Below are 22,114 nucleotides of genomic sequence, written 5' to 3'. Positions count from 1 at the left end.
CCGATGGCCCGGCAACATCCCGAGGAACCGACGCTGGCCGAGCTGACGATCGAAGAGGTCAAGGCGATGGCCAAGCAGGGCATGGCGCATCCGTCGACCCGCCCGGTGCTGGTCGGCGGCGGCGTCGGCGCGGCGGTCGGCCTGCTGCTCGACGCGATCACTTGGCCGGTCGGACTGTTCGCAGGCGCCGCGATTGCGCTGCTGATGCGGGTGCGTCGCTAACCCATGCGCTGTCCCTATTGCGGCCATGAAGACAGCCAGGTGAAGGATAGCCGTCCGACCGAGGACGGCGCCGCGATTCGCCGCCGCCGCCAGTGCGAGGATTGCGGCGCGCGCTTCACGACATTCGAACGGATCCAGCTGCGCGACGTCGCGGTGCTCAAGGCCGGTGGCGGACGCGAGCCGTTCGATCGCGAAAAACTGATGCGCAGCGTCCAGATCGCGTGCCGCAAGCGCCCGATCGACGGGGCGCGGATCGAACGACTGGTGTCGGGCATCCAGCGCCAGCTCGAAACATCGGGCGACAATGAAGTGCAGGCGGCACAAATCGGCGCGATGGTAATGGAAGCGCTGAAGGGCTTCGACAATGTCGCCTATATCCGCTTTGCCAGCGTCTATCGGGACTTCACCGAGGCCAAGGATTTCGAGGAATTTGCTTCGTCGATCACCGAGGCGGCGCGGCCGTCGAAATGACGGCCGTCGCCCCTCTCCCGGTTATCGTCCTCGTCCGTCCGCAGCTGGGTGAAAATATCGGCAAGGCAGCGCGGGCGATGCTCAATTTCGGGCTGACCGAATTGCGGCTGGTCACCCCGCGCGATGGCTGGCCGAATCCCGATGCGGGGCCGGCGGCGGCGGGGGCCGATGTCGTGCTGGCCGAAGCCCGGGTGTTCGATAGCCTGGCCGAGGCGGTCGCCGATTGCACCACCATCTATGCCACCACGGTGCGGCGGCGCGGCGTCAACAAGCCGGTGCTGACCCCCGAAGCCGCAGCGCGCGCGGTGCATGCCGACGCCGGGCGCTCGGCCTATATCTTTGGTGCCGAACGATCGGGTCTCGACACCGACGATGTCGCGCTCGCGCACAATATCGTCACGGTGCCGATCAATCCGAAATTCGGATCGCTCAACCTGGCGCAGGCGGTGATCCTGCTCGCCTATGAATGGTCGAAGCATGCCCCGGGCGAAGCCGAGGGAGGCGTGGCATTGGCAAGCCCGCCGGAGGTGCCGCTGGATCCGGTGGCGCCGCATGCCGAGCTGGAGGAGCTGATCCAGCATCTGGTCCGCGACCTAGACGCCAGCGGCTATTTCACACCGCCCGAACGTACCGAGGCGACGCTCCGCACGCTGCGCACCGCGTTGACCAAGACCGGCTGGTCGCACAATGATATCAGGATGATGCACGGGATCATAACCAGTCTTGGCAGAAAGCCGCGAGCGCGATAACAGGCTCATCCCCTCCCTGGAGTCAAATCGTCCATGCTTACCCTGATGATGTCGCTGGCCCTTTCCGCAGCGACCGCCGAAACCCCCGCCGCACAGCCGACGACCGAAACCGCTGCCGAACCCGAAAAAACCAAGCCAAAGCTGGTCTGCCGCCGCATCGCCGACACCGGCAGCCGCCTGCCCCAGCGCGAATGCCGCACGCAGGAGGACTGGGACCGTCAGGCCGATTCGATCAGCAAGCGGCTGAACGGCGACAAATAATTCAGCTAACGCCGCCGCTGGCCAGGCCCGCGGCGGCGGCTCGATCGGGGCGTCAGCCGTCGGCGCGGATGCGATCCCACTCGGCCGCTTCATATGCGATCGATTGCTCGATCAGTTCGTCCCATACCGCGCGCAGCCGTGCGGGCGACAGCCCCGCGGCCGCGGCTTCGCGCGCGACATTGTCGAGCACCTCGGCCTTGCGCGCTTCGTCGCGGACGGTGGCGCGATCACTCTTGATGCGCGCGGCGGCGTCCATATAGCCAAACCGGCGGACCAGCAGCGCGACGAGCTGGCGGTCGACGTCGTCGACCCCGGCGCGCACGTCGGTCATGGTTTCGCAATGTTCGGGAGATTTGGCAGCAGTCATGCGCGCTGCCTTTAGCGGTTTTTGCGATGCTGTCGAGGCACCGTCCGGCCCGCGCCGTCACGCTTGACTTTGTGCCGCCTCCCGTCTAACCGCGCGCCTTCGCAATGGACCCCGCACCCCGGTGAAGCGGCGGTCGCATATGGCTCTTGCCCATATGGTGCGACCCGGGAACCGCCGAAATCCTTCGGCACACAGCATATTGGAGACGACATATGTCGAAGCGCCAGAGCGCCAAGTATAAACTCGACCGCCGGATGGGCGAAAACATCTGGGGTCGCCCGAAGAGCCCGGTCAACCGCCGCGAATATGGCCCCGGCCAGCACGGCCAGCGCCGCAAGGGCAAGGTGTCGGATTTCGGCATCCAGCTGCGCGCGAAGCAGAAGCTCAAGGGTTATTACGGCGACATCACCGAAAAGCAGTTCAAGAAGAATTATTTCGAAGCCAGCCGCATGAAGGGCGACACCGGCCAGAATCTGATCGGCCTGCTCGAACGCCGCCTCGACGCGGTGGTCTATCGCTCGAAATTCACCCCGACGATCTTCTCGGCGCGCCAGCTGGTCAGCCACGGTCACGTTTATGTGAACGGCGTGAAGTGCAACGTCGCCAGCCGCCTGGTGAAGCCGGGTGACGAAATCACCTTGGGCAAGAAGGCGCAGGAAATGGCGCTGGTCGCCGAAGCGCAGAGCCTGCCCGAGCGCGACCTGCCCGAATATCTGGCGATCGACGGCACCAAGGCGACCTACGTCCGCGTCCCGACGCTCGACGAAGTGCCCTATCCGGTGAAGATGGAACCGAATCTGGTCGTCGAATTCTATTCGCGCTGATCGGGGTTTTCCTCCACCATATCGCAAAGGGGCGGTCCGGCAACGGGCCGCCCTTTTTCGTTCGGGTATCGATGCGCCCTGGCGGTCTGGGCCGCCGCTGGAAAGTGGCGGAAATCTGTGCAACTTCACTCGCGATTTGATGTTCGAGGTGCGCGGCGAGCAGCCGACATCGCTTATCTCGTCACCCTGAACTTGTTTCAGGGTCCATGGCCTGCCTTTTCCTTCGACGCGGCGTAGAACAAGAGCTCGGGCCAGGGATGCTGAAACAAGGTCAGCATGACGAAATTGGGTGACCGCTTGCCACCGCAGAGCCGCCGTCCACGCCTGAATGCGCCCCGGCCTGTTCTGTTTGGCCTCGCTTCCCGGCGCAAAAACCGCGCAAAACTGCGCAACTTCACGCGCGATTCGTGGTGCGCGGGCGGCATTCCAGCGCAGTTCGCACGGTGCAGCGGGTAAACCGGCGGGAGCGCCGCGTGGATCGGGGAAACAGAAGGTCGTCATCCACCAGTTTGAAGCATGGCGGAAAATTATAGGAAAGCGCTTTTCACAGATCATCGACCTGCGCCGTAGTGGTGCAGTTCCCCGCTTGCAGTCGGCGCCGCCGCCCGCCACAAGACGGCATGACGAACCGGCTTTATTATGGTGACAATCTGGATGTGCTGCGCGATCATATCGGCAGCGAGACGATCGATCTGGTCTATCTGGACCCGCCGTTCAATTCGAACGCCAATTACAACATTCTCTTCAAGTGGGGGGGCCGCCCCCCCCCCCCCCGCAATGGATCACAAGCCATTGAATCTACGTCACAAATTGAAGCGTTCGAAGACACTTGGCATTGGAATGACAAGTCCGAACTGGCCTTTCATGATGTGATGACCAGCGGCAACACCGACGTTGCCGAACTGCTCCGCGCGATGCGCGGGTTTTTGAAAGAGAATGACATGATGGCCTATCTGGCCATGATGGCGGTGCGCCTGATCGAATTGCACCGGGTACTGAAACCGACGGGGTCGCTGTATCTGCACTGCGACCCGACCGCGAGCCATTATCTGAAGCTGTTGCTGGATGGGGTATTTGGCGGGGGCGCATTCCAGAATGAGATCATCTGGAGTTATCGTCGATGGCCGACGAAGGCAAACCGGTTCCAGCGGATGCACGATGTGATTCTATTCTATGCCAAATCCGACGGCACACAGACCTTCAATACCCTTCTGGAACCGCCAACTGCGAGTTCCATGAAGCGTTGGAAGGGAAAAGTTCAAAAGGTTACATTTGACGATGCAGGCAAACGAAATCCAACTTTAGAAGTCGATGAAGATTCAGCAGGCGTCGCTATGAACGCAGTTTGGTCTATTCCGATAATCGCGCCCGTCGCGAAAGAACGCCTCGGCTACCCTACCCAAAAACCTCTCGCGCTGCTCGAACGCATCATCGCCGCCTCATCGAACGAAGGCGATGTCGTGCTCGATCCCTTCTGCGGCTGCGGCACCGCGGTCGATGCGGCCCAGAAATTGGGGCGGCGATGGATCGGGATTGACGTCACCCATTTGTCGATCGGCCTGATCGAGCGGCGGATGCAGGATCGTTATGGCGACGCGCTCTATTATGAGGTGATCGGCACGCCGAACGACACCGACAGCGCGCTGCGGCTGGCGGCGGAGGAACCGCATCAGTTCCAATATTGGATCACCCAGGCGATCGGCGGCCAGCCGTTCCAGGGTGGGCGCAAGGGCATGGATCGCGGCATCGACGGTTATATCTATTTCACCAAGACGGGCGACACGCTGGGCAAATCATCGACCGAGGCGGCGATCATCTCGGTCAAGGCGGGGCAGCGCGTCGGGGTGGCGATGGTCCGCGACCTGAAAGGCGTGATGGAGCGCGAGAAGGCCGACATCGGCATTTTCGTGTGCGTGATCCAGCCGACGCGCGAGATGGAGCGCGAGGCGGCGGCGGCGGGGGTCTATACCGACCCCGGCACGCAGCAGACCTATCCGCGCCTGCAAATATACACGCTGGCAGAGTATTTCGCGGGCCTGCGGCCCAAGGTGCCGATGCTGGACCGGCAGGCGGGGTATAAGAAGGCTGGGCGCGCCGATGCGAACGAAGGGCGGCAGGGGAGTTTGCTGTAGCGGAGCGAGCGGCGGCGGCTTTGCCGTGATGTGCTGCCTTTCAAATCTCGTCATGCTGAACTTGTTTCAGCATCCATGACCTGATCTCTCGTCCGGCGCAGCGCCCAAGGAAACGGCGGACCATGGATCCTGAAACAAGTTCAGGATGACAATGCAATAAATGTCCTGTTTGGCCCGAGAGCGGCGTTTCCACAGTTCCGGACGCGCATCCCCCCACCCTTGCATCCCCTCCCCCGCGCTGGCACAAGCCCGTTCGTCGCAAATGAAACTTTCCGAGGACATTTTCCATGCTTCGCTTCCCCCGCGCCGCCGCGGCTTTCGCCGTCCTTCTTTCCGTCGCCGCGTGCAACGCGACCGACAAGGACGCGGCGACCGCCCCCGCGCTGCCCGATGTCCAGATCCCCGAACTGTCGCTCGCGACGTTGCAGGAGGTGACGAAGGAACTGTCGCTCGACGCCTATGAAGGCCGCGCCCCCGGCACCCCGGGCGAGGAAAAGACCGTCGCCTATATCATCAAGAAATATCAGGAAGCGGGGCTGAAACCCGGCAATAACGGCAGCTGGACGCAGGATGTGCCGCTGGTCGAAATTACCGCGAAAAATGCGACGCCGCTGACCTTTACCGGCGGCAAGGCGCCCGTCACCGCGCAATATGCCAAGGATTATGTGGCGTTCAGCTATCGCGTCCAGCCGACGACCGCGGTCAAGGACAGCGATGTCGTGTTTGTTGGCTATGGCATCAACGCCCCCGAAAAGGGCTGGAACGATTATGCGGGCCTTGATGTGAAGGGGAAGACGGTGGTCGTCCTCGTCAACGACCCCGACTGGCAGACACCCGAAGCCAAGGGCGAATTCAACGGCCGCGCGATGACCTATTACGGCCGCTGGTCGTATAAATATGAGGAAGCCGCGCGGCAGGGCGCCGCCGCGGTGCTGATCGTCCATGACACCGAACCCGCCGCTTATGGCTGGAACGTCGTCGAATCGAGCAACACCGGCACCAATTACCTCGCCGAAAGCAAGGATGGCGGCGCCGACCAGACCGTCGCCAACGGCTGGATCCAGCTTCCGAAAGCGAAAGAGCTATTTGCCAGCGCCGGGCAGGATTTCGACAAGCTGCGCGCCGCCGCGGGCAAAAAGGGCTTCAAACCCGTGGCATTCACGGGCGTGAAGGCGAATTTCGGCTTCGACAATCAGATTTCGAAGAAGATGTCGCGCAACGTCATCGGCGTGCTGCCGGGCGCCAAGCGGCCCGACGAATATGTCCTCTACACCGGCCATTGGGATCACCTCGGCCGCTGCACGCCGGTCGCTGGCGACGACATCTGCAACGGCGCGGTCGACAATGCGAGCGGCATCGCGGGCCTGGTGACGCTGGCGCAGGCCTTCCAAAAGGCGGGCGCGCCCGACCGCAGCATCGTGTTCCTGGCGGTCACCGCCGAGGAATCGGGGCTGCTCGGGTCGAAATATTATGCCGAAAACCCGGTCTTCCCGCTCGCGCAGACCGTCGGCGGGGTGAATATGGACGCGCTCAACGCGGTCGGCCCGGCGAAGGACATCGTCGTCGTTGGCCGCGGCAAGTCCGAACTCGACGCCTATCTGGCCAAGATCGCGGCCGCCGAAAAACGCACCGTCGTCGACGAACCGACCCCCGAGAAGGGCTTCTACTATCGCTCGGATCATTTCAGCTTTGCCAAGCTGGGTGTGCCGATGTTCAACTTCGGCAGCGGCGACGACCTGGTCGAGGGCGGGGTCGAGGCGGGCAAGAAGGCCGCCGAAGATTATGAAAAGAACCGCTATCACGCACCCGGCGACGAATATGAGGCGATCACCAACTGGGGCGGGATGATGGCCGACCTGCGCCTTTATTACGCCGCGGGCCGCATGCTGGCGATGACCGACGCCTGGCCGAACTGGATGGAAGGCGACGAATTCCGCGCCGCCCGCGACAAGTCGCGCGGCGCCGCGAAATAGAATATCGTCATCGCGAGCGAAGCGAAGCAATCCAGAGCGGCTTACGCTACCGCTGGATGGCCGCGTCGCTTCGCTCCTCGCGATGACGAGGTTTAAGAACTGAGGACGATCGACCCCATGACCCTACGCATGCCCGCCGAATGGGCACCGCACGAAGCGGTGTGGATCGGCTTTCCGCACCTTGCCGAAGAATGGTCGGGGCAGATCGACGCCGCGCGGCGCGATGTCGCTGCCTTTGCCAACGCCGTCCACGATGGCGGACGCGGCGAAGAGGTGCGGCTGGTGGTAAACGACGCGCGGCAGGCGGAGATCGCCGCCGCGCTCGTCGATCCAGGTGTGCGCATCCTCGTCCAACCACTCGGCGACATCTGGCTGCGCGATACCGGGCCGATCATCGCCGGAACCGGTGCGGCACGCCGCGCTCGCAATTTCGAATTCAACTGGTGGGGCGAGAAGTTCGTCATGCCGGGTGACCAAGAGGTTGGCGCCGCGCTCGCGGCCGAAAGCGGCCTTCCGGTCGACGATCAGGACTGGGTACTCGAAGGCGGCGGGATCGACGTCGATGGCACGGGGCTGTGCGTCACCACCGAAGAATGCCTGCTCAACAGCAACCGCAATCCCGCCCTGACGCGCGAGGACATATCGGTACGCCTGCACCAGTCGCTGGGCATCGACCGGCTGCTGTGGCTCGGTAACGGGCTGGTCGGTGACCATACCGACGGCCATGTCGACAATCTGGCGCGCTTCGTCGGCGAGGGCCGCCTCGCGCTGCCCATTGCGGCGGGCCATGACGATCCCAACGCGCATATCTATGCCGACGCGCGCGCGCGAACCGCGGCGTTCGGTGGGGTCGAGATCGTCGACCTCCCCTCGCCCGGCCGGATCGAGATCGACGGCGAGATCGCGGCGGCGAGCTATATGAATTTCTACATCGGCAACAGCGTCGTGGTCGTGCCGACCTATGACGCCGCGAACGATCAGGCCGCGGTCGATGCGCTGGCGACGCTTTTTCCGGGTCGCCGCGCCATCGGCGTCCCCGCACGCGGTATCATCGCCGGCGGCGGCAGCTTCCATTGCTCGAGCCAGCAGCTTCCGGCATAGCGCACCCATGACCCGCACGATCACCGTCGCCGCCCTGCAACTGCCCCTGCCCGGCCCCGTCCAGCCGAATATCGACGCGGTCACCGCGCTCGTCGAGGACGCCGCGGGACAAGGCGCGCAGATCATCCTGCCGCCCGAACTCTTCGAAGGCCCCTATTTCTGCCAAGTCGAGGATGAGGCCCTGTTCGCCTCGGCGCGCCCGACCGCCGAGCATCCGAGCGTCGTCGCAATGCGGGCGCTCGCCGCGAAGCTCAAGGTCGCGATCCCGACGAGCTTCTTCGAGAAGGACGGGCCGCATTATTACAACACGCTGGCGATGATCGGCGCCGACGGCGACATCATGGGGACGTATCGCAAGAGCCACATTCCCGACGGGCCGGGCTATGAAGAGAAATATTATTTCCGCCCCGGCAATACCGGATTCAAGGTGTGGGATGTCTTCGGCACACGCATCGGTGTCGGGGTGTGTTGGGACCAATGGTATCCCGAATGCGCGCGCGCGATGGCGCTGATGGGCGCCGAGCTCCTCTTCTATCCGACCGCGATCGGCAGCGAGCCCTATGACGCCGATCTCGACACCAGCCGCATGTGGCGGCGCGCGATGCAGGGGCATAGCGTGTCGAACTGCATGCCGGTGATCGCCGCCAACCGCATCGGGACCGAGGGCGACGCCAATTTCTATGGCCACAGCTTCATCAGCGACGAATGGGGCGATTTGACGCAGGCGTTCGGCGCTAGCGAAACCGGGGTGCTGGTCGAAACGATCGACCTTGATCGCACTGCGAAGCATCGCGCCGGCATGGGGTTTTTCCGCGACCGCCGCCCGCAGCTTTACGGACGGCTGGTCGAGGACATCTGATCGGGCGAAGCGGCGTCAGCTTTCGAAGCGGCGGATGCTTTCCAGATCGGCGCGATCGAGCGGCTGGGTCAGCCACAGCCCGCCGCGCCCGGCCCGCGACCAGCGCACGATGGCGCGGCGCTTGACCCCGCCCGCCAAGATCAGGTCGAGCTCCTTGCCGACGTCGAAATGGCCGTCGTGGAGGAAACCCGCGCCATGCTGCGACAGGTCGACAAGTTCGATATTGCCCGTGCCCTCGTCGGTCACCGCCTGCGCGCGGCTGTGCACCGGCAGGCGCGGCTGGCGATAGCCCGTCGCGCGCTGTTCGGCGGCGAGCTGCTTGAGCACGTCGGCGACGTCGACTTCCTTGTCGAACGCCACGCCGCAGCGCCCGTCATTCGACCACACCACACGGCCGCGCAGCGTAACCGTGTCGGATAGGGAAATTTCCAGTGCTTCGCCGACACGAACCGGGACATCGGCGGCGAGCATCATGCCGCGATCGGACATATTGCGGACGCGCCACAGTCCGGCATCGCCGTTGCGCACAACCTTGGCGATGCGCCACACCGTCCGGTAACGATCGGCGCCACGGCGATCGGTCGCGGCGGCGGCAATATCTTGCTCCTCCGCCGGGTCGGACAAGCGATGTTGATTCATGTCATCCACCTTATCGGAGCAGCGTGAGACGGAAACGACAAGTCGCGATCAATGCCGCAAATACGCAAATCAAGCTTGTCGCTCGTACCGGAAAACTCATTATTATTCAACGCTATTACAGATCATGGTTAATCCAAATCCAACGACTGTGGCTAAGTCTAACGCAAGCTTGATCGTCAACGGTGAATAAACTTCATATTTTGCACATTTTAACGGTGCCAGGATGGCGACATTAAGCGCCAAAGTGGGAGTATTGCGGGCAAAGACCCGCTATCGCGCGCGCCATCCGGCGTTGCGCGCCGCACGCTCGGCGTCGGCGTCGAGCGGCTCGCCGATCATCATCGCCGCGGCCGCGGCGGCGAGTTCGCCTGCCGACGCCTGCCGGTAATCGCCCCGCACCTGTCCGTGCTGGGTGCGTTCAAGCTGCCAGCGATCATCGTCGCGGCAACCGATGCCGTCGATCGTGGCGCTTTCGAAGCTTCTGCAATACCGTCCGTCGCGGTCGCGAAAGCTCAGCCCGATGCGCACCGCGGCATCGGCGGGCTGGTTCGACGCCAGCCGGGTGTCGAGCGCATCGGCCAGCGGCCCCGACGCGACGAGTACGCCATTGTCGCTCGCGACATCGGCGGCGGGCAGCCATGGCCGCAGCCCGATCGTCAGCCCGAGCACCAGCGAGGCCGCCAGCGCGCCCCAGTGGATGGGTTCAAAGCGCGCCCGCCTCGCCGCGCGGCGGTCGCTCAAACTGGTGTCGACCGTGTCCGCGCCGGCCAACAGCGCGCGCAGCCGTTCGGGCACCGCTTCCTCGGCGATCGGCGCATAATGCGCGGTCAGCTGGGCTTTCAGCGCGCGGTGGCGCGCGATTTCGGCCGCCAGTGCGGCGTCGTTTGCGGCCTCGCGTTCGATGCGGCGCGCGGTCAAATCGTCGAGTTCGCCATCGACAAAGGCCGCGATGGTGTCCGGGTCCACGCTCATGCTGCCTCTCCCAGATAGTGCATCAACGTCTCGCGCCCGCGCGCCAGCCGCGACGTGACGGTGCCGATCGGCACCTCCAATATGTCGGCGGCCTCGCGGTAGGCATAGCCTTCGACCAGGACGAGCATCACCACCTCGCGCTGTTCGTCGGGCAGCCGCGCCATCGCGCCGTCGACGTCGCCGCGCAGCGCGCCGGCCTCGACCTCGGCCGCGCCGTCGCCCGCGATCTGCGTCGCGGCGTCGTCGATCGGGCTATGAATGCCGCGGCGACCGGCGGCGCGGCGCTCGTCGATCCAAATATTTCGGGTGATGCGATACATCCAGCTATCCAGTCTCGTTCCCTCTTGCCACTGGCCGCGCGATTTCAGCGCGCGTTCGATGGCGGCCTGGCACAAATCGTCGGCGTCGCTCGGGTGGCGCGCCAGACCGCGCGCGAACCGGCGCAAGCGCGGTAACAATGCCACCAGTTCCTCTTCGAAGCGCATAATCGCCTTTTCATCGTTGCCGGGGAAGAAACGACACCACCCTATCGTTTCTTCCGCGACATGCTAAATTTTTCGAACAGTCCGGATCGCCGCCTACCGATCCGACCGAAACAAGGACACTCGATGCGCGTTCTGATCACCCTGACCCTGACAATATCGCTGCTGATTATCGGCATGGCGGCGCGCGTCGATGCGCAGATCGCGGTGCCGTCGGTCCAGCTGCCCGATGCGGCCCGCAACCTGCCGTCGCTGCCCGACATCGGCGCCGAGCCGTTGATCGCCGTCGGCGATACGCTGGCGCAGGCGCGCATCGATCGGATCACCGGCCTGCTGCGCGACCGCCGCGACCGTGTCGAGCCCGACCGCTATGGCCAGCCCGCGGTGCGCGGGGTGCTGGTCGCGACTGGCATAAACGACGCGATGATCGCCCGCGCGCAGCAAGACGGCTTCGCCCTGATCGACCGCGAGCGGATTGCCGGGCTCGATCTCGACATTGCGCGCTTTGCGGTGCCGCGGGGGCAAAGCCTGGCGCGCGCGCAAAAACGCCTCGCCAAGCGCCTGCCCGATGCCGCGATCGATGCAGACCATCTCTATTTTGCGAGCGGGCCGGGCGGCACGCTGCCCGCCGCAACGCTGGCCAGCGCGCCCGCGTCACCGGCTGGCGCGCCGCTCGGACTGATCGACGGCGGCGTCGCGGCGCACCCGTCGGTCGCCGGCCGCGTCGAACAGCGCGGCTTTGCCAGCGGCGCCCCCGCCGCTAGCCGCCATGGCACCGCGGTCGCATCGCTGCTGATCGGCGACGGCACCGTGCGCGGCGCCGCCCCCGGACGACGCCTCGCCGCCGCCGACGTCTATGGCAGCGATCCGGCGGGCGGCAACGCCAGCGCCATCGCGCGCGCGCTCGGCTGGCTGGCCGAGCGCGGGGTCGCGGTCACGACGATCAGCCTTGTCGGCCCCGACAATAAGCTGCTGGCGATCGCGGTATCGCGGGCACAGCAGCGGGGGATGCTGATCGTCGCGGCGGTCGGCAACGACGGCCCTGCTGCGCCGCCGGCCTATCCGGCATCCTACAAGGGCGTCTTCGCGGTGACCGGTGTCGATGCCCGCGATCGCGCGCTGCCCGAGGCTGGCCGCGCGCTGCATGTCGATTTCGCCGCCCCCGGCGCCGGGGTGCTCGCCGCCACCGGCGGCGCCAGCACCGATCGGCTGCGCGGCACCTCCTTTGCCGCGCCGCTGGTCGCTGGGCGGCTGGCGCAGCGCTATGCCGCGCCGGCAACCGGCCAGATCGCCGCCGCGGTTACCGCGCTGGTGCTGGAAGCGCGCGACCTGGGCAAAAAGGGCCGCGACAAAATCTATGGCCATGGCCTGATCTGCGGCACCTGCGGCGGCCGCTGACCCCGATCCGAAATTTCTCGGAAGAAATTCGCAAGCGCCATCGTTCTCTTGTCAGGCCCATCGCTTTGGGCCGCAAATTCAGGAGAAGAGCAATGGCTAAACATATCTTCATTTCGGCCCTCGCAATCGCTGCGTCGGCCATGACCTTTTCGGCGCCGGCTTCGGCGCAGCTGCTGGGCGGCAGCGGCGGGCTGGGTGGTGGCCTGGGCGGCGGGCTTGGTAGCGGTCTGGGCGGTACGCTCGGCAACCCCACCGGCCCGATCGGCGGCACCCTGGGTTCCGCTGGCGATCTCAGCGGCTCGGGCCGCGGCGACGCGAATGTCGATCGCCGTTCGGGCCGTGTGCAGGGCAAGGGCAGCGCCGACGCCAACGGCCGGGGTTCGGCCAACGGCAATGGCGACTTGCTGGGCAACAGCATCGGCGGCACCGCCAATGGGTCGGGTAGCGCCGCGGGCAGCGGCAGCATCGACGCCCAGGCGGTCGGCACCGATTTCGTCGGCCAGACCGCCCACGGCGCCGTCGGCACCGCACGGGGCACCGCTTCGACCGTATCCGGCACCGCACAGGGTGCGGTCGGGACTGTCCGCGATCGGACCGGCGGCGCGCTGTCAGGCGTCTCAGGCAGTGCCAGCGGCGCCGGATCGGTCGCGGGCAGCTTCCAGGGCAGCCTGGGCCAGCTTGCTGCCGCAGGCAGCGGCGCAGCGAATGGCAATGGCATGTTCGCGGTTGAACCCGGCATGCCCGTCACCGACCCGCGCGGCAAGGTGATCGGCCATGTCCAGGAGCTCCGCCAGACCGGACGCGGCGTCGTCCAGGCGGTGACCGTCGAAGTCGGCGACCGCGTCGCGACCCTTCCCGCCGCCAGCTTCGCCGGATCGGGCGACGTGCTGGTCACGGGGATGACCAAGGGTCAGCTGAAAAAAGCCGCGGAACAGCAGGAAACTGCCGAGTAAGCAATCGAACGGGGCGACCGGCGATGACCCCAAGCACGCCGGTCAAAACCTTGGCGGGCCGCAGCGCGGCTCGCCATTTTTTTGTCGTTCGCGGCAGCGAATGGATCGGTGATGGTGCCCCTGGCCGGACTCGAACCAGCACTCCTTGCGGAACCGCATTTTGAGTGCGGCGCGTCTACCAATTTCACCACAGGGGCCCGTGGACGGCGCCCCAGCCGGGAACTGATTCCCGCCGGGCGACCGATGCGGAGGAGCCGTTGCCACAGAAAGGTGGTTTTAGTCTAGTGGATAAGCGGTATCGTGCATAAGACGGGGGCATGACCGACAAGACCAAGACGGCCGCTGCCCGCTCCGCACCCCCCGCCGCCCGCGCCAAGCCCGCTCCCGCCGTGCCGTTCGGGCCCGGCCGGATCGCGATGGCGGCGGTGACCGTCATCGCGATCGTCGGCGTCGCATGGCTGGCGATCACCCTGACCCGCTTTTTCATGCTGGTGTTCGCCGCGATCGTGCTGGGGGCGATCTTTGACGCGATCGCCGGCTGGCTCGTTCGCCGGACCAAGATGAGTCGCGGGTTTGCGCTCGCACTGTCGGTCGCGGGCATCGTTGCCATCTTTGCCGGCGCCTTCATCCTGTTCGGGTCGCAGCTCGCGCGCGAAATCGACACCATCCGCGAGCAGGTGCCGCAAGCGCTGCGCGGCGTCGAAGCCTTTCTCGACCGCTACGGCCTCGGCGCGCGGGTGCGCGAACTGGCCGAGGTCGGCAGCAACGACATCTCGCAGATCGTTTCGCAAGCGGGCGGCTATGCGCTGGCGGCGGGCAGCGGCATCGCCGATTTCGTGCTGGTGCTGGTCGCCGCGATCTTCCTTGCCAGCGATCCCGCGACCTATCGCCGCGGGCTTTTGCTGCTGATGCCCGCCCGAGCCGAAGCCACCGCCGAGCTGGCGCTGGGCGATGCGGCGCGCGGGCTAAAGGGGTGGATGGTCGGCCAGGCGGTATCGTCGCTGGTCGTCGCAGCGCTGACCGGCGCCGGGCTGGCGCTGCTTGGGGTGCCCGCCGCGGGCGGCCTCGGCCTGATCGCCGGCCTGCTCGACGTCATCCCGATGATCGGCCCGATCATCGCCGGCCTGCCCGCGGTGCTACTCGCCTTTACCGTCTCGCCCGCCACCGCGCTGTGGACGCTGGTGCTGTTCCTGGTGATCCAGCAGTTGCAGGGCAATTTCCTGCAACCGATGATCCAGAAACAGGCGGTCGATGTGCCGCCCGCGGTGCTGCTGTTCGCGGTGGTCGCGGCAGGGGTGCTGTTCGGTTTCCTCGGTGTGCTGCTGGCGGCGCCGCTGACAGTGGTGGTCTATGTGCTGGTGCAGCGGGTCTATGTGAAGACGCTGCTGGGCAAGGACATCAAGATCGCCGGGCAGGACTAGCGCTAATTCCGTTCGCATCGAGCGACGTCGAGATGCCCATAAGGCATGCGCCGACGATGGGTGTCTCGACTTCGCTCGACACGAACGGAATCTTGAACTTTATTTCTTCAATTCCTTCGCCAGCGTCTTTGCCGTCGCCTTGCCATAGGGCGGCTTGAACCCCGCCAGCCCGGCGACGTCCAGCTTTGGCTGGCGGTACACCGCGCGCGGGTGGCTGAAGGTGCGGAAGCCGTCGATCCCGTGATAATTGCCCATGCCCGACGGCCCGACCCCGCCGAACGGCAGATCCTCCATCGCATTGTGGAACAACACGTCGTTGACCGTCACGCCGCCCGAGATCGTCCGCGTCAGCACGCGGTCCTCTTCGCTCTTATCCTGCCCGAAATAATAGAGGCCGAGCGGGCGGTCGTTCGCGTTCACATAATCGATCGCCTCGTCGATATTCTTGTAGGTTTTGACCGGCAGGATCGGGCCAAAGATTTCCTCCTGCATCACCTTCATGTCGCCCGTGGGATTGCGTACGATATGCAGCGGCATCTTGTGGCCGTTCGAGCTCGCAAAATCCTCACCGCCCGGATTGACCTCAATCACCTCGGCGCCCTTCTCGCGCGCGTCGGCGAGGTAGGATTGCAGCCGGTCGTAATTGCGCGTGTTCACCACCGACGTATAGTCGTCGTTCGCAAGCAGGGTCGGATAGAGCGCGGCCGCGCCCTTGGTCACGCTGTCGATCACCGCGCCTTCCTGGTCCTCGGCGACGAGCAGGTAATCGGGCGCGAGGCAGATCTGCCCCGCATTCATCATCTTGCCGAGCGCGACGCGCTGGCCGACCAGATCCTTGTTGGCGCTGCGCCCGATAAAGGTCGGCGACTTGCCGCCGAGTTCGAGCGTCACCGGAACGAGATTATCGGCGGCGGCGCGCATGATATGCTTGCCCACGCTCGTCGCGCCGGTGAAGATCATATGGTCGAAGGCAAGCTTCGAAAAGGCAACCCCGACGTCGGAATCGCCAGTGAATACCGCTATTTCGCTCTCGTCGAAATAATCGGGCACCAGCCGCGCCATCAGCGCCGAGACATTTTCGGTGAACTCGCTCGGCTTGATCATCGCGCGATTGCCCGCCGCCAGGATCCCCGCCATCGGCACGAACACCATCCCGACCGGGAAATTCCACGGTGCGACGACGCCGACGACACCCTTGGGCTGATAGACCACTTCGGCCTTGGCGCCGAGCAGTCCAAGCGGAAAGGTCGGCTTGCGCTTCTCGCCCTTTGCCCAGGCGGCCATATGTTTCTTCGCATGTTTGAGCGCGCTGACCGAGGGCATGATGTCGGTCATCAGCGTCTGCTCACGGCTGCGATGCCCAAAATCCTCGCTCACCGCCTTGGCAAAATCTTCGGCATTGTCAACGAGCAGCGCGATCGCGCGGTCGATGCGGTCGCGGCGAACCGCCAGGCTTTCGGGCATCGCCGCGGTAAAGCTGGCCTTTTGCGCCGCAAGCACGGCCGCCATGCGCTGCGTTTCACCGCTGATATTGGTTGCGACCGTTGCCATTGCCCATCTCCCTGATTTGATGGCGCGTGTTTGACCATGAGCCGCGGCGGGTTGCAAGATGAAACCGGCTCCCCATCTCGCGGATGCCCCTTTCGCAAGTGCAGCAATTCCGCTAATCGGGCCGCCGAACCCTGTTCCCTTACGGAGTCTTGTCCCATGACCGCCACCGATCCCGTCGTCTTCCTGTCCTATGCCCGCACCCCGATGGGCAGCATGCAGGGCAGCCTGTCGGACGCCAGCGCGACCGACCTCGGCGCCACCGCGGTCAAGGCGGCGGTGGCGCGCGCCGGCGTCAGCGGCGACGACATCGAGCGTATTTACATGGGCTGCGTCCTTCCCGCCGGGCTGGGCCAGGCACCCGCACGGCAGGCCGCGATCAAGGCAGGCCTGCCCAAATCGGTGCAGGCGACGACCGTCAACAAGGTGTGCGGTTCCGGCATGCAGACCGTCATCATGGGCGCCGAAGCGCTCGCCGCGGGCAGCGTCGACCTGATCGTCGCGGGCGGCATGGAATCGATGACCAACGCGCCTTATCTGCTCAAGAAGCATCGCGGCGGCGCGCGCATCGGCCACGACACCGCCTATGACCATATGTTCCTCGACGGGCTGGAAGATGCCTATGAGACGGGCCGCGCCATGGGCACCTTTGCGCAGGATACCGCCGATGCCTATCAGCTGTCGCGTCAGGCGCAGGATGATTATACGCTGGCATCGCTCAGCCGCGCCAAGGCCGCAATCACCGACGGCGCCTTCGCCGCCGAGATCGCGCCGGTGACGATTGCGGGCCGCAAGGGCGATGTCGTCGTCGATACCGACGAAGCCCCCAGCAAGGCGATGCCCGACAAGATCCCGACGCTGAAGCCGGCCTTTGCCAAAGACGGCACGATCACCGCCGCGACCAGCAGCTCGATTTCGGACGGCGCCGCCGCGGTCGTCCTGACCCGCCAGTCGGTCGCCGATGCCAAGGGCGCGAAGCCCGTCGCGCGCCTCGTCGCGCATGCCGCCCACGCGCAGGAGCCCAAGGATTTCACCATCGCTCCCGTCGGCGCGATCAACAAGGTGCTGGCCAAGGCCGGCTGGAGCATCGGCGACGTCGACCTGTTCGAGGTGAACGAAGCCTTCGCCTGCGTCGCGATGTTCGCGATGCACGACCTGGGCATCGCGCATGACAAGATCAACGTCCACGGCGGCGCCACCGCGCTCGGCCACCCGATCGGCGCCAGCGGCACCCGCATCATCACGACGCTGATCGCGGCGCTGCAGCGCCACGGCAAGACGCGCGGCATCGCCAGCCTGTGCATCGGCGGCGGCGAAGCGACGGCGGTGGCGGTCGAACTGGTCTAAGGCCGCTCAAGCCGCGTCATTAAGAGCGTAGCGAAGCAATCCAGAGCGGCTTTCACGCCCTGGATTGCTTCGCTGCGCTCGCGATGACGACGCCGAAAGGTTGCAGGAGCTGGCCGCACCAACCGCGCGCCCCATCGCTATCTTCGCGACAATTTGCGACACTAATGTCCTGAAAATAAACGCCGCATTCCGGCATCGTTCAAACGGGCTCGCCTATTCCATGTTTGTCATCGGGCAGATCCCCTCCCCCTGACCGATTGAAAGGAATGGCACATGAAGACCAAATTTCTCACCGCCGGCCTGATCGCCGCGATGATGGTCCCCGCCGCCGCGCAGGCCCAGACCCGCGAGATCCGGGAAGACCGCCGCGACGTTCGTGAAGAAAAACGCGAACTACGCGACGCCCAGCGTTATGGCGACCGCGACGACGTCCGCGAGGAAAGCCGCGAATATCGCGACGCCCGTCGGGATTTGCGCGACAGCCGCCAGGATTGGCGCCAGGACCGTCGCTATTCGAACTATCGCGCGCCGTTCCGTTACCAGCAGTTCCGCGTCGGCGCGACGCTCCGCTCGAACTATTACGCCCCGGCGTATCGTCCGAGCTATGACAGCCGCTGGGGCGTGCCGCGCGCCGGTCGCAACCTGACCTATGTGCGTCACTACAACGACCTGCTGCTCGTCAACGAGCGCAACGGCCGAGTGGTGAGAGTTTACCGCAACCACTTCAACTGGCGGCGCTAAGCGATAGAATTTGCGAGGGCCGGGCGGGAAACCGTCCGGCCCTTTTCGTGCGACCGGTCAATCGCCCCAGATATGGTCGGTCTGGATCCAGCCCTTGCGCCCCTTGACGTCGAACCGGCACCAGCCATCGCCACATTCGGTGATCCGCCCGACGACGCCGGGTTCGGCGCGATAGGCCACCGCCGCCGCCGCGCTGGCTTCTTCGCGCAGCGGGCGAATGTCGCCGGTGACGATCGCGGTGCGCGTGCGGCTCAGCAACCGCGCCGCCATCCACCCCTGCGTCCCGTCGGGATCCTCGATCTTGCGCCAGCTTTCGTGACGCGCGACGACCTTGACCGGCAGATCCTTGCGCCGATATTCCCAGATCACCGGCACGTCGGGCGACGGCCCCTTGCGCATCCGCGCCTCGTCGACGCTGATCGACGCCCAATAGGGCAATTTCGGGTCGGATTGGGCCGATGCCGGTCCCACGACGGCAAGGCTGAGCAAAATCAGGGCAGTTGTTCGGCTGGTCATGCGTCTGCCTTGTCAAAATCGCCCCGGCTTTTCAACCGCTCACCGCGCCAAAGGCTGCACTCGTCCACAAGCTTTTGCGCGAGCAGCCCCTTGACCACCGCCCATCGGCGCGCTCTATCGGCGGCCATGCCCGATTCCACCCGCCCGAAACGCCCGCGCGTCATCGTCACCCGCCAGTTGATGCCGCATGTCGAAGCGCGCATGGCCGAATTGTTCGACGTCGCGCTGTCGGCGCACGACCACGCCTTCACCAAGGACGAGCTGAAGGCCGCGGTCGCCGACTGCGACGTCTTTGTCCCGACGGTCACCGACGAGATCGACGCCGAGGTGCTGGCATCGGCAGGCGAAAGGCTCAAACTGATCGCCAACTTCGGCGCCGGGGTCGATCATATCGACCTGTCTGCGGCACGCGCGAAGGGAATCATGGTGTCGAACACCCCGGGGGTGTTTACCGAGGATACCGCCGACATGACGATGGCGCTGATCCTGTCGGTGCCGCGGCGATTGGCCGAGGGCGAGAAGCTAATGCGATCGGGACAATGGGCGGGCTGGGCGCCCAGCGCGATGCTCGGCCACCGCGTCGGCGGCAAATTGCTCGGCATCATCGGCATGGGGCGCATCGGCCTCGCGGTCGCTCGCCGCGCGCGCGCCTTCGGCCTGTCGATCCATTATCACAATCGCCGCCGCCTGCCCGAAGCGATCGAGGAGGAATTGGGCGCGAGCTATCACGCGAGCGTCGATACCTTGCTGCGGATCAGCGACATCGTGACGCTGCACTGCCCGCACACCGCCGAGACGCACGAGATGGTCAATGCGGCGCGCATCGGATCGATGAAGCCCACCGCATATCTGATCAACACCGCGCGCGGCGAGATCGTCGACGAAAAGGCGCTGATCGCGGCGCTTCAGACCGGCCGTATCGCGGGCGCTGGGCTCGATGTTTACACCCACGAACCCGCGGTCGACCCGGCGCTGCTCGCGCTCGACAATGTCGTGCTGCTCCCGCACCTGGGGTCGGCGACGATCGAGGGCCGCGAGGCGTCGGGCGAAAAGGTGATCGCCAACATCCGCGCCTGGTGCGACGGCCATCGTCCGGCCGATCAGGTGCTGGAGGGTTGGGCCTGACCGGGCCGCTCAGTCGAGCGGCTTGTTCTTCACCGCGGTCTGATCGGCTTTTTCCATCGCGTTGTCATAAAGCGCGATCAGCTCGTCGAACTTGCTTCGGAAGGCGATGGCTTCCCGCGCAAACGGAATTCCGCTCCCCTCCGCAATCGCATCGGACAACAGCCAGTCGAGATGCCGGTTCGCCGCGCCTTCGCGATCGCCCTGCGCGGTGTCGCGCTTGAGCGTCAGCATGGCGTCTTCGACCAGCTGATAGCGCTCGCGCCACACTTTGAGCCAGTTGTCACCCTGCTCGCCATAGCGCCGCAGCCAGACGATCTGCGGATCGTCGGGATCGATTTCGTCCGCCGTCGCGAGCACGACCCTGATCCGAGCATAGAGCAATTCCTGGAATAGCTGGTCGGGTTCGCGTTTCCACCGATCGAGCATCAGCGGGTCGGGATTATGATAATCGCCATCGGGAAAAAGGAAGCGGTCGACAAAGATCGGGTGGTCGAACGTGAGCGGCCGCAGCTCGGGAAATTCCAGATACACCGCCATTTCGGTATAGGTGCTCGCCTCGCGCTCGTTGCGGAAATTTTTGGCCTCGAGCGTTGCGAGGTTGATGGCCGCGATATGGGGCATGTTCGCGGCATGATAGATTTCGTGCAGATAGCGCAGATCGCGGATCACCGGATTGGCGTAATCGCACAGCAGGATGCCGCCCCACCAAGCCGAAAAATGGGTCCATTCGGCCTTTTCGTTCGATGCCTCGTAAAAAAGGCGCGGGACGCGGGCAAAGCGTTCGATCAGTTTGTGGACCGCCCCTCCGTTTTCGTGCGAGCGGCGGATGGGGCCGTCCGACCACAGCCCCTTTACATAGTCATGGATATCACAGGGCTGCATCAAAAGGCGGATCGTGTCGGTTTTCACGCGCGGAAATCCTCCTCGTTCGCCCACCGGGCCAACAGCGACGGCGCGCTGAGCGGCGCCATCGCCGGGTCGATCAGGCACGTCATGCTGGGCGTCAGGCATAGGCGCACGACGCGCTCATTGCCGCTGCCGCGAAACACGTTCCGGACCAAATCGCCCTGCCCCTCGTGGGCCGGCGCGATGCCGAGCAGCATCACATCGGCGGGCGCCAATTCCGGGACGTCGAGCGCCCGGCCCACGCGCCGCGCCGCTTCTTCCTGCACCGCGCGATATTTCAGCGACAGGTCGAATACCCCGTGGCGGGTCATCATTTCGGTAGCCCAGGCGAGCGACTGAAGATTTTTGAACCATTTGTTCCCAAAGAGCGACGGCAGTTCGCTCCGCGAAAAGACGCCGCCGACCCGGTGATAATAGCCGCCGAACGGCTTGCTGTGGCTGATGACGAAAGCGGGAATGTTGGGCGCGTGGAGATCCACCGAAAAGGCGCGCGCGACGCTGCCGACATAGGTCAGGTCGGGGATCACCGCGACATCGGGCCGCGCGCGCGCCATTCGTTCGATGAAAGGGCCGAAATCGTCCCAGACCATGCCATCGATCGCCGAGGGCTGGCTGATCCAGAACATCGCGCGCCCGCCTAATACTGCGGGGACATCGCGCCAGTTCGCCCGTTCATGGCGCACCACATCGATGCCAAGCGAGCCCGCATAGGCCGGAAAGCCTTCATATTCGCCGTCGAATATATGGATCGACGGATCGCTGCCGTCACGCCGGCACGCGACGAGATATTCGGCCATGATCTTGAATATTCCCTCGCTCGCCCCCGCGGTCGGGTAGCGAAAGGGAAAGATCGCGGCCGGAAAATCGACGATCGGACGCGACCATTGGATCCATTTGTCGAAATAGGCGACGTGCATGTCGTCCTGCTTTTGCGACCATGGCTCGCGATACATGTCGAAATATCGGCGGCGCGCATCGACGATGGCCGCGAGCGCCGCTTCGGATTCGGGCATCACCAGCGAATAGATCGTGCCCGACGCCCCGGCAGCGAGCAGCGCCGCCTTGATATGGGCGTCGGTATAGGCCGGCAGCTCGCCGGTCATGCTG

24 protein-coding genes and 1 tRNA gene are annotated in these 22,114 nt (G+C 65.0%); 16 read left to right on the top strand and 9 right to left on the bottom strand.

Annotation, left to right across the window (positions count from 1 at the left end):
* Positions 1-3: 3 nt before the first annotated feature.
* The 4 genes from ACTIFP_RS07870 to ACTIFP_RS07855 are packed head-to-tail and all read left to right on the top strand — an operon-like array spanning position 4 to position 1,703.
* The gene (locus ACTIFP_RS07870) at positions 4-222 is read left to right on the top strand and encodes a hypothetical protein (protein WP_439568155.1); all 219 of its coding nucleotides are present in this window, start codon (positions 4-6) and stop codon (positions 220-222) included.
* A 3-nt stretch (positions 223-225) separates the two neighbouring features.
* On the top strand, positions 226-693 hold the full coding sequence (nrdR, locus tag ACTIFP_RS07865) for a transcriptional regulator NrdR (protein ID WP_106000489.1): 468 nt from the start codon (positions 226-228) through the stop codon (positions 691-693).
* Positions 690-1,442: an RNA methyltransferase gene (locus ACTIFP_RS07860; protein WP_439568154.1), complete on the top strand. Its 753-nt coding sequence runs from the start codon at positions 690-692 to the stop codon at positions 1,440-1,442. Before nrdR ends, ACTIFP_RS07860 begins: the two co-directional genes overlap by 4 nt.
* Positions 1,443-1,475: 33 nt before the next feature.
* A complete protein-coding gene (locus ACTIFP_RS07855) occupies positions 1,476-1,703 on the top strand; it encodes a hypothetical protein (protein WP_439568153.1) in 228 nt (75 codons plus the stop codon).
* Between the two features lie 52 nt (positions 1,704-1,755).
* Here the strand turns inward: ACTIFP_RS07855 and ACTIFP_RS07850 are convergent, their stop codons facing one another.
* On the bottom strand, positions 1,756-2,070 hold the full coding sequence (locus ACTIFP_RS07850) for a chorismate mutase (protein ID WP_439568152.1): 315 nt from the start codon (positions 2,068-2,070) through the stop codon (positions 1,756-1,758).
* Positions 2,071-2,282: 212 nt separating this feature from the next.
* Between ACTIFP_RS07850 and rpsD the strand changes: the two genes are divergently transcribed.
* The 6 genes from rpsD (at position 2,283) to aguB (ending at position 8,959) form a co-directional block, all read left to right on the top strand.
* Positions 2,283-2,894: a 30S ribosomal protein S4 gene (gene rpsD, locus ACTIFP_RS07845; protein ID WP_439568151.1), complete on the top strand. Its 612-nt coding sequence runs from the start codon at positions 2,283-2,285 to the stop codon at positions 2,892-2,894.
* 328 nt (positions 2,895-3,222) lie between these two features.
* Positions 3,223-3,540, top strand: a complete 318-nt coding sequence (locus ACTIFP_RS07840; RefSeq protein WP_439568150.1) for a hypothetical protein — start codon at positions 3,223-3,225, stop codon at positions 3,538-3,540.
* On the top strand, positions 3,515-5,026 hold the full coding sequence (locus tag ACTIFP_RS07835; protein ID WP_439568149.1) for a DNA methyltransferase: 1,512 nt from the start codon (positions 3,515-3,517) through the stop codon (positions 5,024-5,026). The genes ACTIFP_RS07840 and ACTIFP_RS07835 overlap by 26 nt, the downstream gene beginning before the upstream one ends.
* Positions 5,027-5,313: 287 nt before the next feature.
* A complete protein-coding gene (locus ACTIFP_RS07830; RefSeq protein ID WP_439568148.1) occupies positions 5,314-6,999 on the top strand; it encodes a M28 family metallopeptidase in 1,686 nt (561 codons plus the stop codon).
* Between the two features lie 117 nt (positions 7,000-7,116).
* Positions 7,117-8,100, top strand: coding sequence for an agmatine deiminase family protein (locus tag ACTIFP_RS07825; RefSeq protein ID WP_439568147.1), 984 nt, complete (start codon positions 7,117-7,119; stop codon positions 8,098-8,100).
* A 7-nt stretch (positions 8,101-8,107) separates the two neighbouring features.
* On the top strand, positions 8,108-8,959 hold the full coding sequence (gene aguB / locus ACTIFP_RS07820) for an N-carbamoylputrescine amidase (RefSeq protein ID WP_439568146.1): 852 nt from the start codon (positions 8,108-8,110) through the stop codon (positions 8,957-8,959).
* A gap of 15 nt (positions 8,960-8,974) precedes the next feature.
* On the opposite strand, the gene ACTIFP_RS07815 is transcribed toward aguB, so the two are convergent.
* The 3 genes from ACTIFP_RS07815 to ACTIFP_RS07805 all read right to left on the bottom strand — a co-directional run bounded on the left by ACTIFP_RS07815 (position 8,975) and on the right by ACTIFP_RS07805 (position 11,055).
* Complete coding sequence (locus ACTIFP_RS07815; RefSeq protein ID WP_439568145.1) at positions 8,975-9,598, bottom strand: PilZ domain-containing protein; 624 nt, start codon at positions 9,596-9,598, stop codon at positions 8,975-8,977.
* A gap of 270 nt (positions 9,599-9,868) precedes the next feature.
* Positions 9,869-10,570 carry an anti-sigma factor family protein gene (locus ACTIFP_RS07810; RefSeq protein WP_439568144.1) on the bottom strand — a complete coding sequence of 234 codons (702 nt, stop codon included), beginning with the start codon at positions 10,568-10,570 and terminating at the stop codon, positions 9,869-9,871.
* On the bottom strand, positions 10,567-11,055 hold the full coding sequence (locus ACTIFP_RS07805; protein ID WP_439568143.1) for an RNA polymerase sigma factor: 489 nt from the start codon (positions 11,053-11,055) through the stop codon (positions 10,567-10,569). Before ACTIFP_RS07805 ends, ACTIFP_RS07810 begins: the two co-directional genes overlap by 4 nt.
* 123 nt (positions 11,056-11,178) lie before the next feature.
* Between ACTIFP_RS07805 and ACTIFP_RS07800 the strand changes: the two genes are divergently transcribed.
* Both ACTIFP_RS07800 and ACTIFP_RS07795 read left to right on the top strand, forming a co-directional pair.
* Positions 11,179-12,450, top strand: a complete 1,272-nt coding sequence (locus tag ACTIFP_RS07800; RefSeq protein ID WP_439568142.1) for a S8 family serine peptidase — start codon at positions 11,179-11,181, stop codon at positions 12,448-12,450.
* 92 nt (positions 12,451-12,542) lie between these two features.
* Positions 12,543-13,403 carry a hypothetical protein gene (locus ACTIFP_RS07795; RefSeq protein ID WP_439568141.1) on the top strand — a complete coding sequence of 287 codons (861 nt, stop codon included), beginning with the start codon at positions 12,543-12,545 and terminating at the stop codon, positions 13,401-13,403.
* Positions 13,404-13,515: 112 nt separating this feature from the next.
* Here the strand turns inward: ACTIFP_RS07795 and ACTIFP_RS07790 are convergent.
* Positions 13,516-13,600 (bottom strand) — tRNA-Leu (locus tag ACTIFP_RS07790).
* Positions 13,601-13,720: 120 nt separating this feature from the next.
* Between ACTIFP_RS07790 and ACTIFP_RS07785 the strand changes: the two genes are divergently transcribed.
* Complete coding sequence (locus tag ACTIFP_RS07785) at positions 13,721-14,824, top strand: AI-2E family transporter (RefSeq protein ID WP_439568140.1); 1,104 nt, start codon at positions 13,721-13,723, stop codon at positions 14,822-14,824.
* 99 nt (positions 14,825-14,923) lie between these two features.
* Here ACTIFP_RS07785 and ACTIFP_RS07780 read toward each other — a convergent pair whose 3' ends face one another.
* Complete coding sequence (locus ACTIFP_RS07780; protein ID WP_439568139.1) at positions 14,924-16,375, bottom strand: coniferyl aldehyde dehydrogenase; 1,452 nt, start codon at positions 16,373-16,375, stop codon at positions 14,924-14,926.
* Positions 16,376-16,531: 156 nt separating this feature from the next.
* Between ACTIFP_RS07780 and ACTIFP_RS07775 the strand changes: the two genes are divergently transcribed.
* Together ACTIFP_RS07775 and ACTIFP_RS07770 are read left to right on the top strand one after the other, a co-directional pair.
* Positions 16,532-17,719, top strand: coding sequence for an acetyl-CoA C-acyltransferase (locus ACTIFP_RS07775; protein WP_439568138.1), 1,188 nt, complete (start codon positions 16,532-16,534; stop codon positions 17,717-17,719).
* A 273-nt stretch (positions 17,720-17,992) separates the two neighbouring features.
* On the top strand, positions 17,993-18,460 hold the full coding sequence (locus tag ACTIFP_RS07770; protein ID WP_439568137.1) for a hypothetical protein: 468 nt from the start codon (positions 17,993-17,995) through the stop codon (positions 18,458-18,460).
* 57 nt (positions 18,461-18,517) lie between these two features.
* On the opposite strand, the gene ACTIFP_RS07765 is transcribed toward ACTIFP_RS07770, so the two are convergent.
* Entirely contained in the window at positions 18,518-18,976 is a 459-nt protein-coding gene (locus ACTIFP_RS07765; protein ID WP_439568136.1) for an SH3 domain-containing protein, read from the bottom strand.
* Positions 18,977-19,102: 126 nt separating this feature from the next.
* Here ACTIFP_RS07765 and ACTIFP_RS07760 point away from each other — a divergent pair, with 126 nt between their 5' ends.
* Entirely contained in the window at positions 19,103-20,101 is a 999-nt protein-coding gene (locus tag ACTIFP_RS07760; protein WP_439568135.1) for a 2-hydroxyacid dehydrogenase, read from the top strand.
* A 9-nt stretch (positions 20,102-20,110) separates the two neighbouring features.
* On the opposite strand, the gene ACTIFP_RS07755 is transcribed toward ACTIFP_RS07760, so the two are convergent.
* Both ACTIFP_RS07755 and ACTIFP_RS07750 read right to left on the bottom strand, forming a co-directional pair.
* On the bottom strand, positions 20,111-21,010 hold the full coding sequence (locus tag ACTIFP_RS07755; RefSeq protein ID WP_439568134.1) for a hypothetical protein: 900 nt from the start codon (positions 21,008-21,010) through the stop codon (positions 20,111-20,113).
* On the bottom strand, positions 21,007-22,110 hold the full coding sequence (locus ACTIFP_RS07750) for a hypothetical protein (protein WP_439568133.1): 1,104 nt from the start codon (positions 22,108-22,110) through the stop codon (positions 21,007-21,009). Before ACTIFP_RS07750 ends, ACTIFP_RS07755 begins: the two co-directional genes overlap by 4 nt.
* Positions 22,111-22,114 lie beyond the last annotated feature (4 nt).

This window comes from Sphingopyxis sp. (genome assembly GCF_051861155.1).
Classification (GTDB): domain Bacteria; phylum Pseudomonadota; class Alphaproteobacteria; order Sphingomonadales; family Sphingomonadaceae; genus Sphingopyxis.
This window is presented reverse-complemented; position numbering and strand designations above follow the sequence as displayed.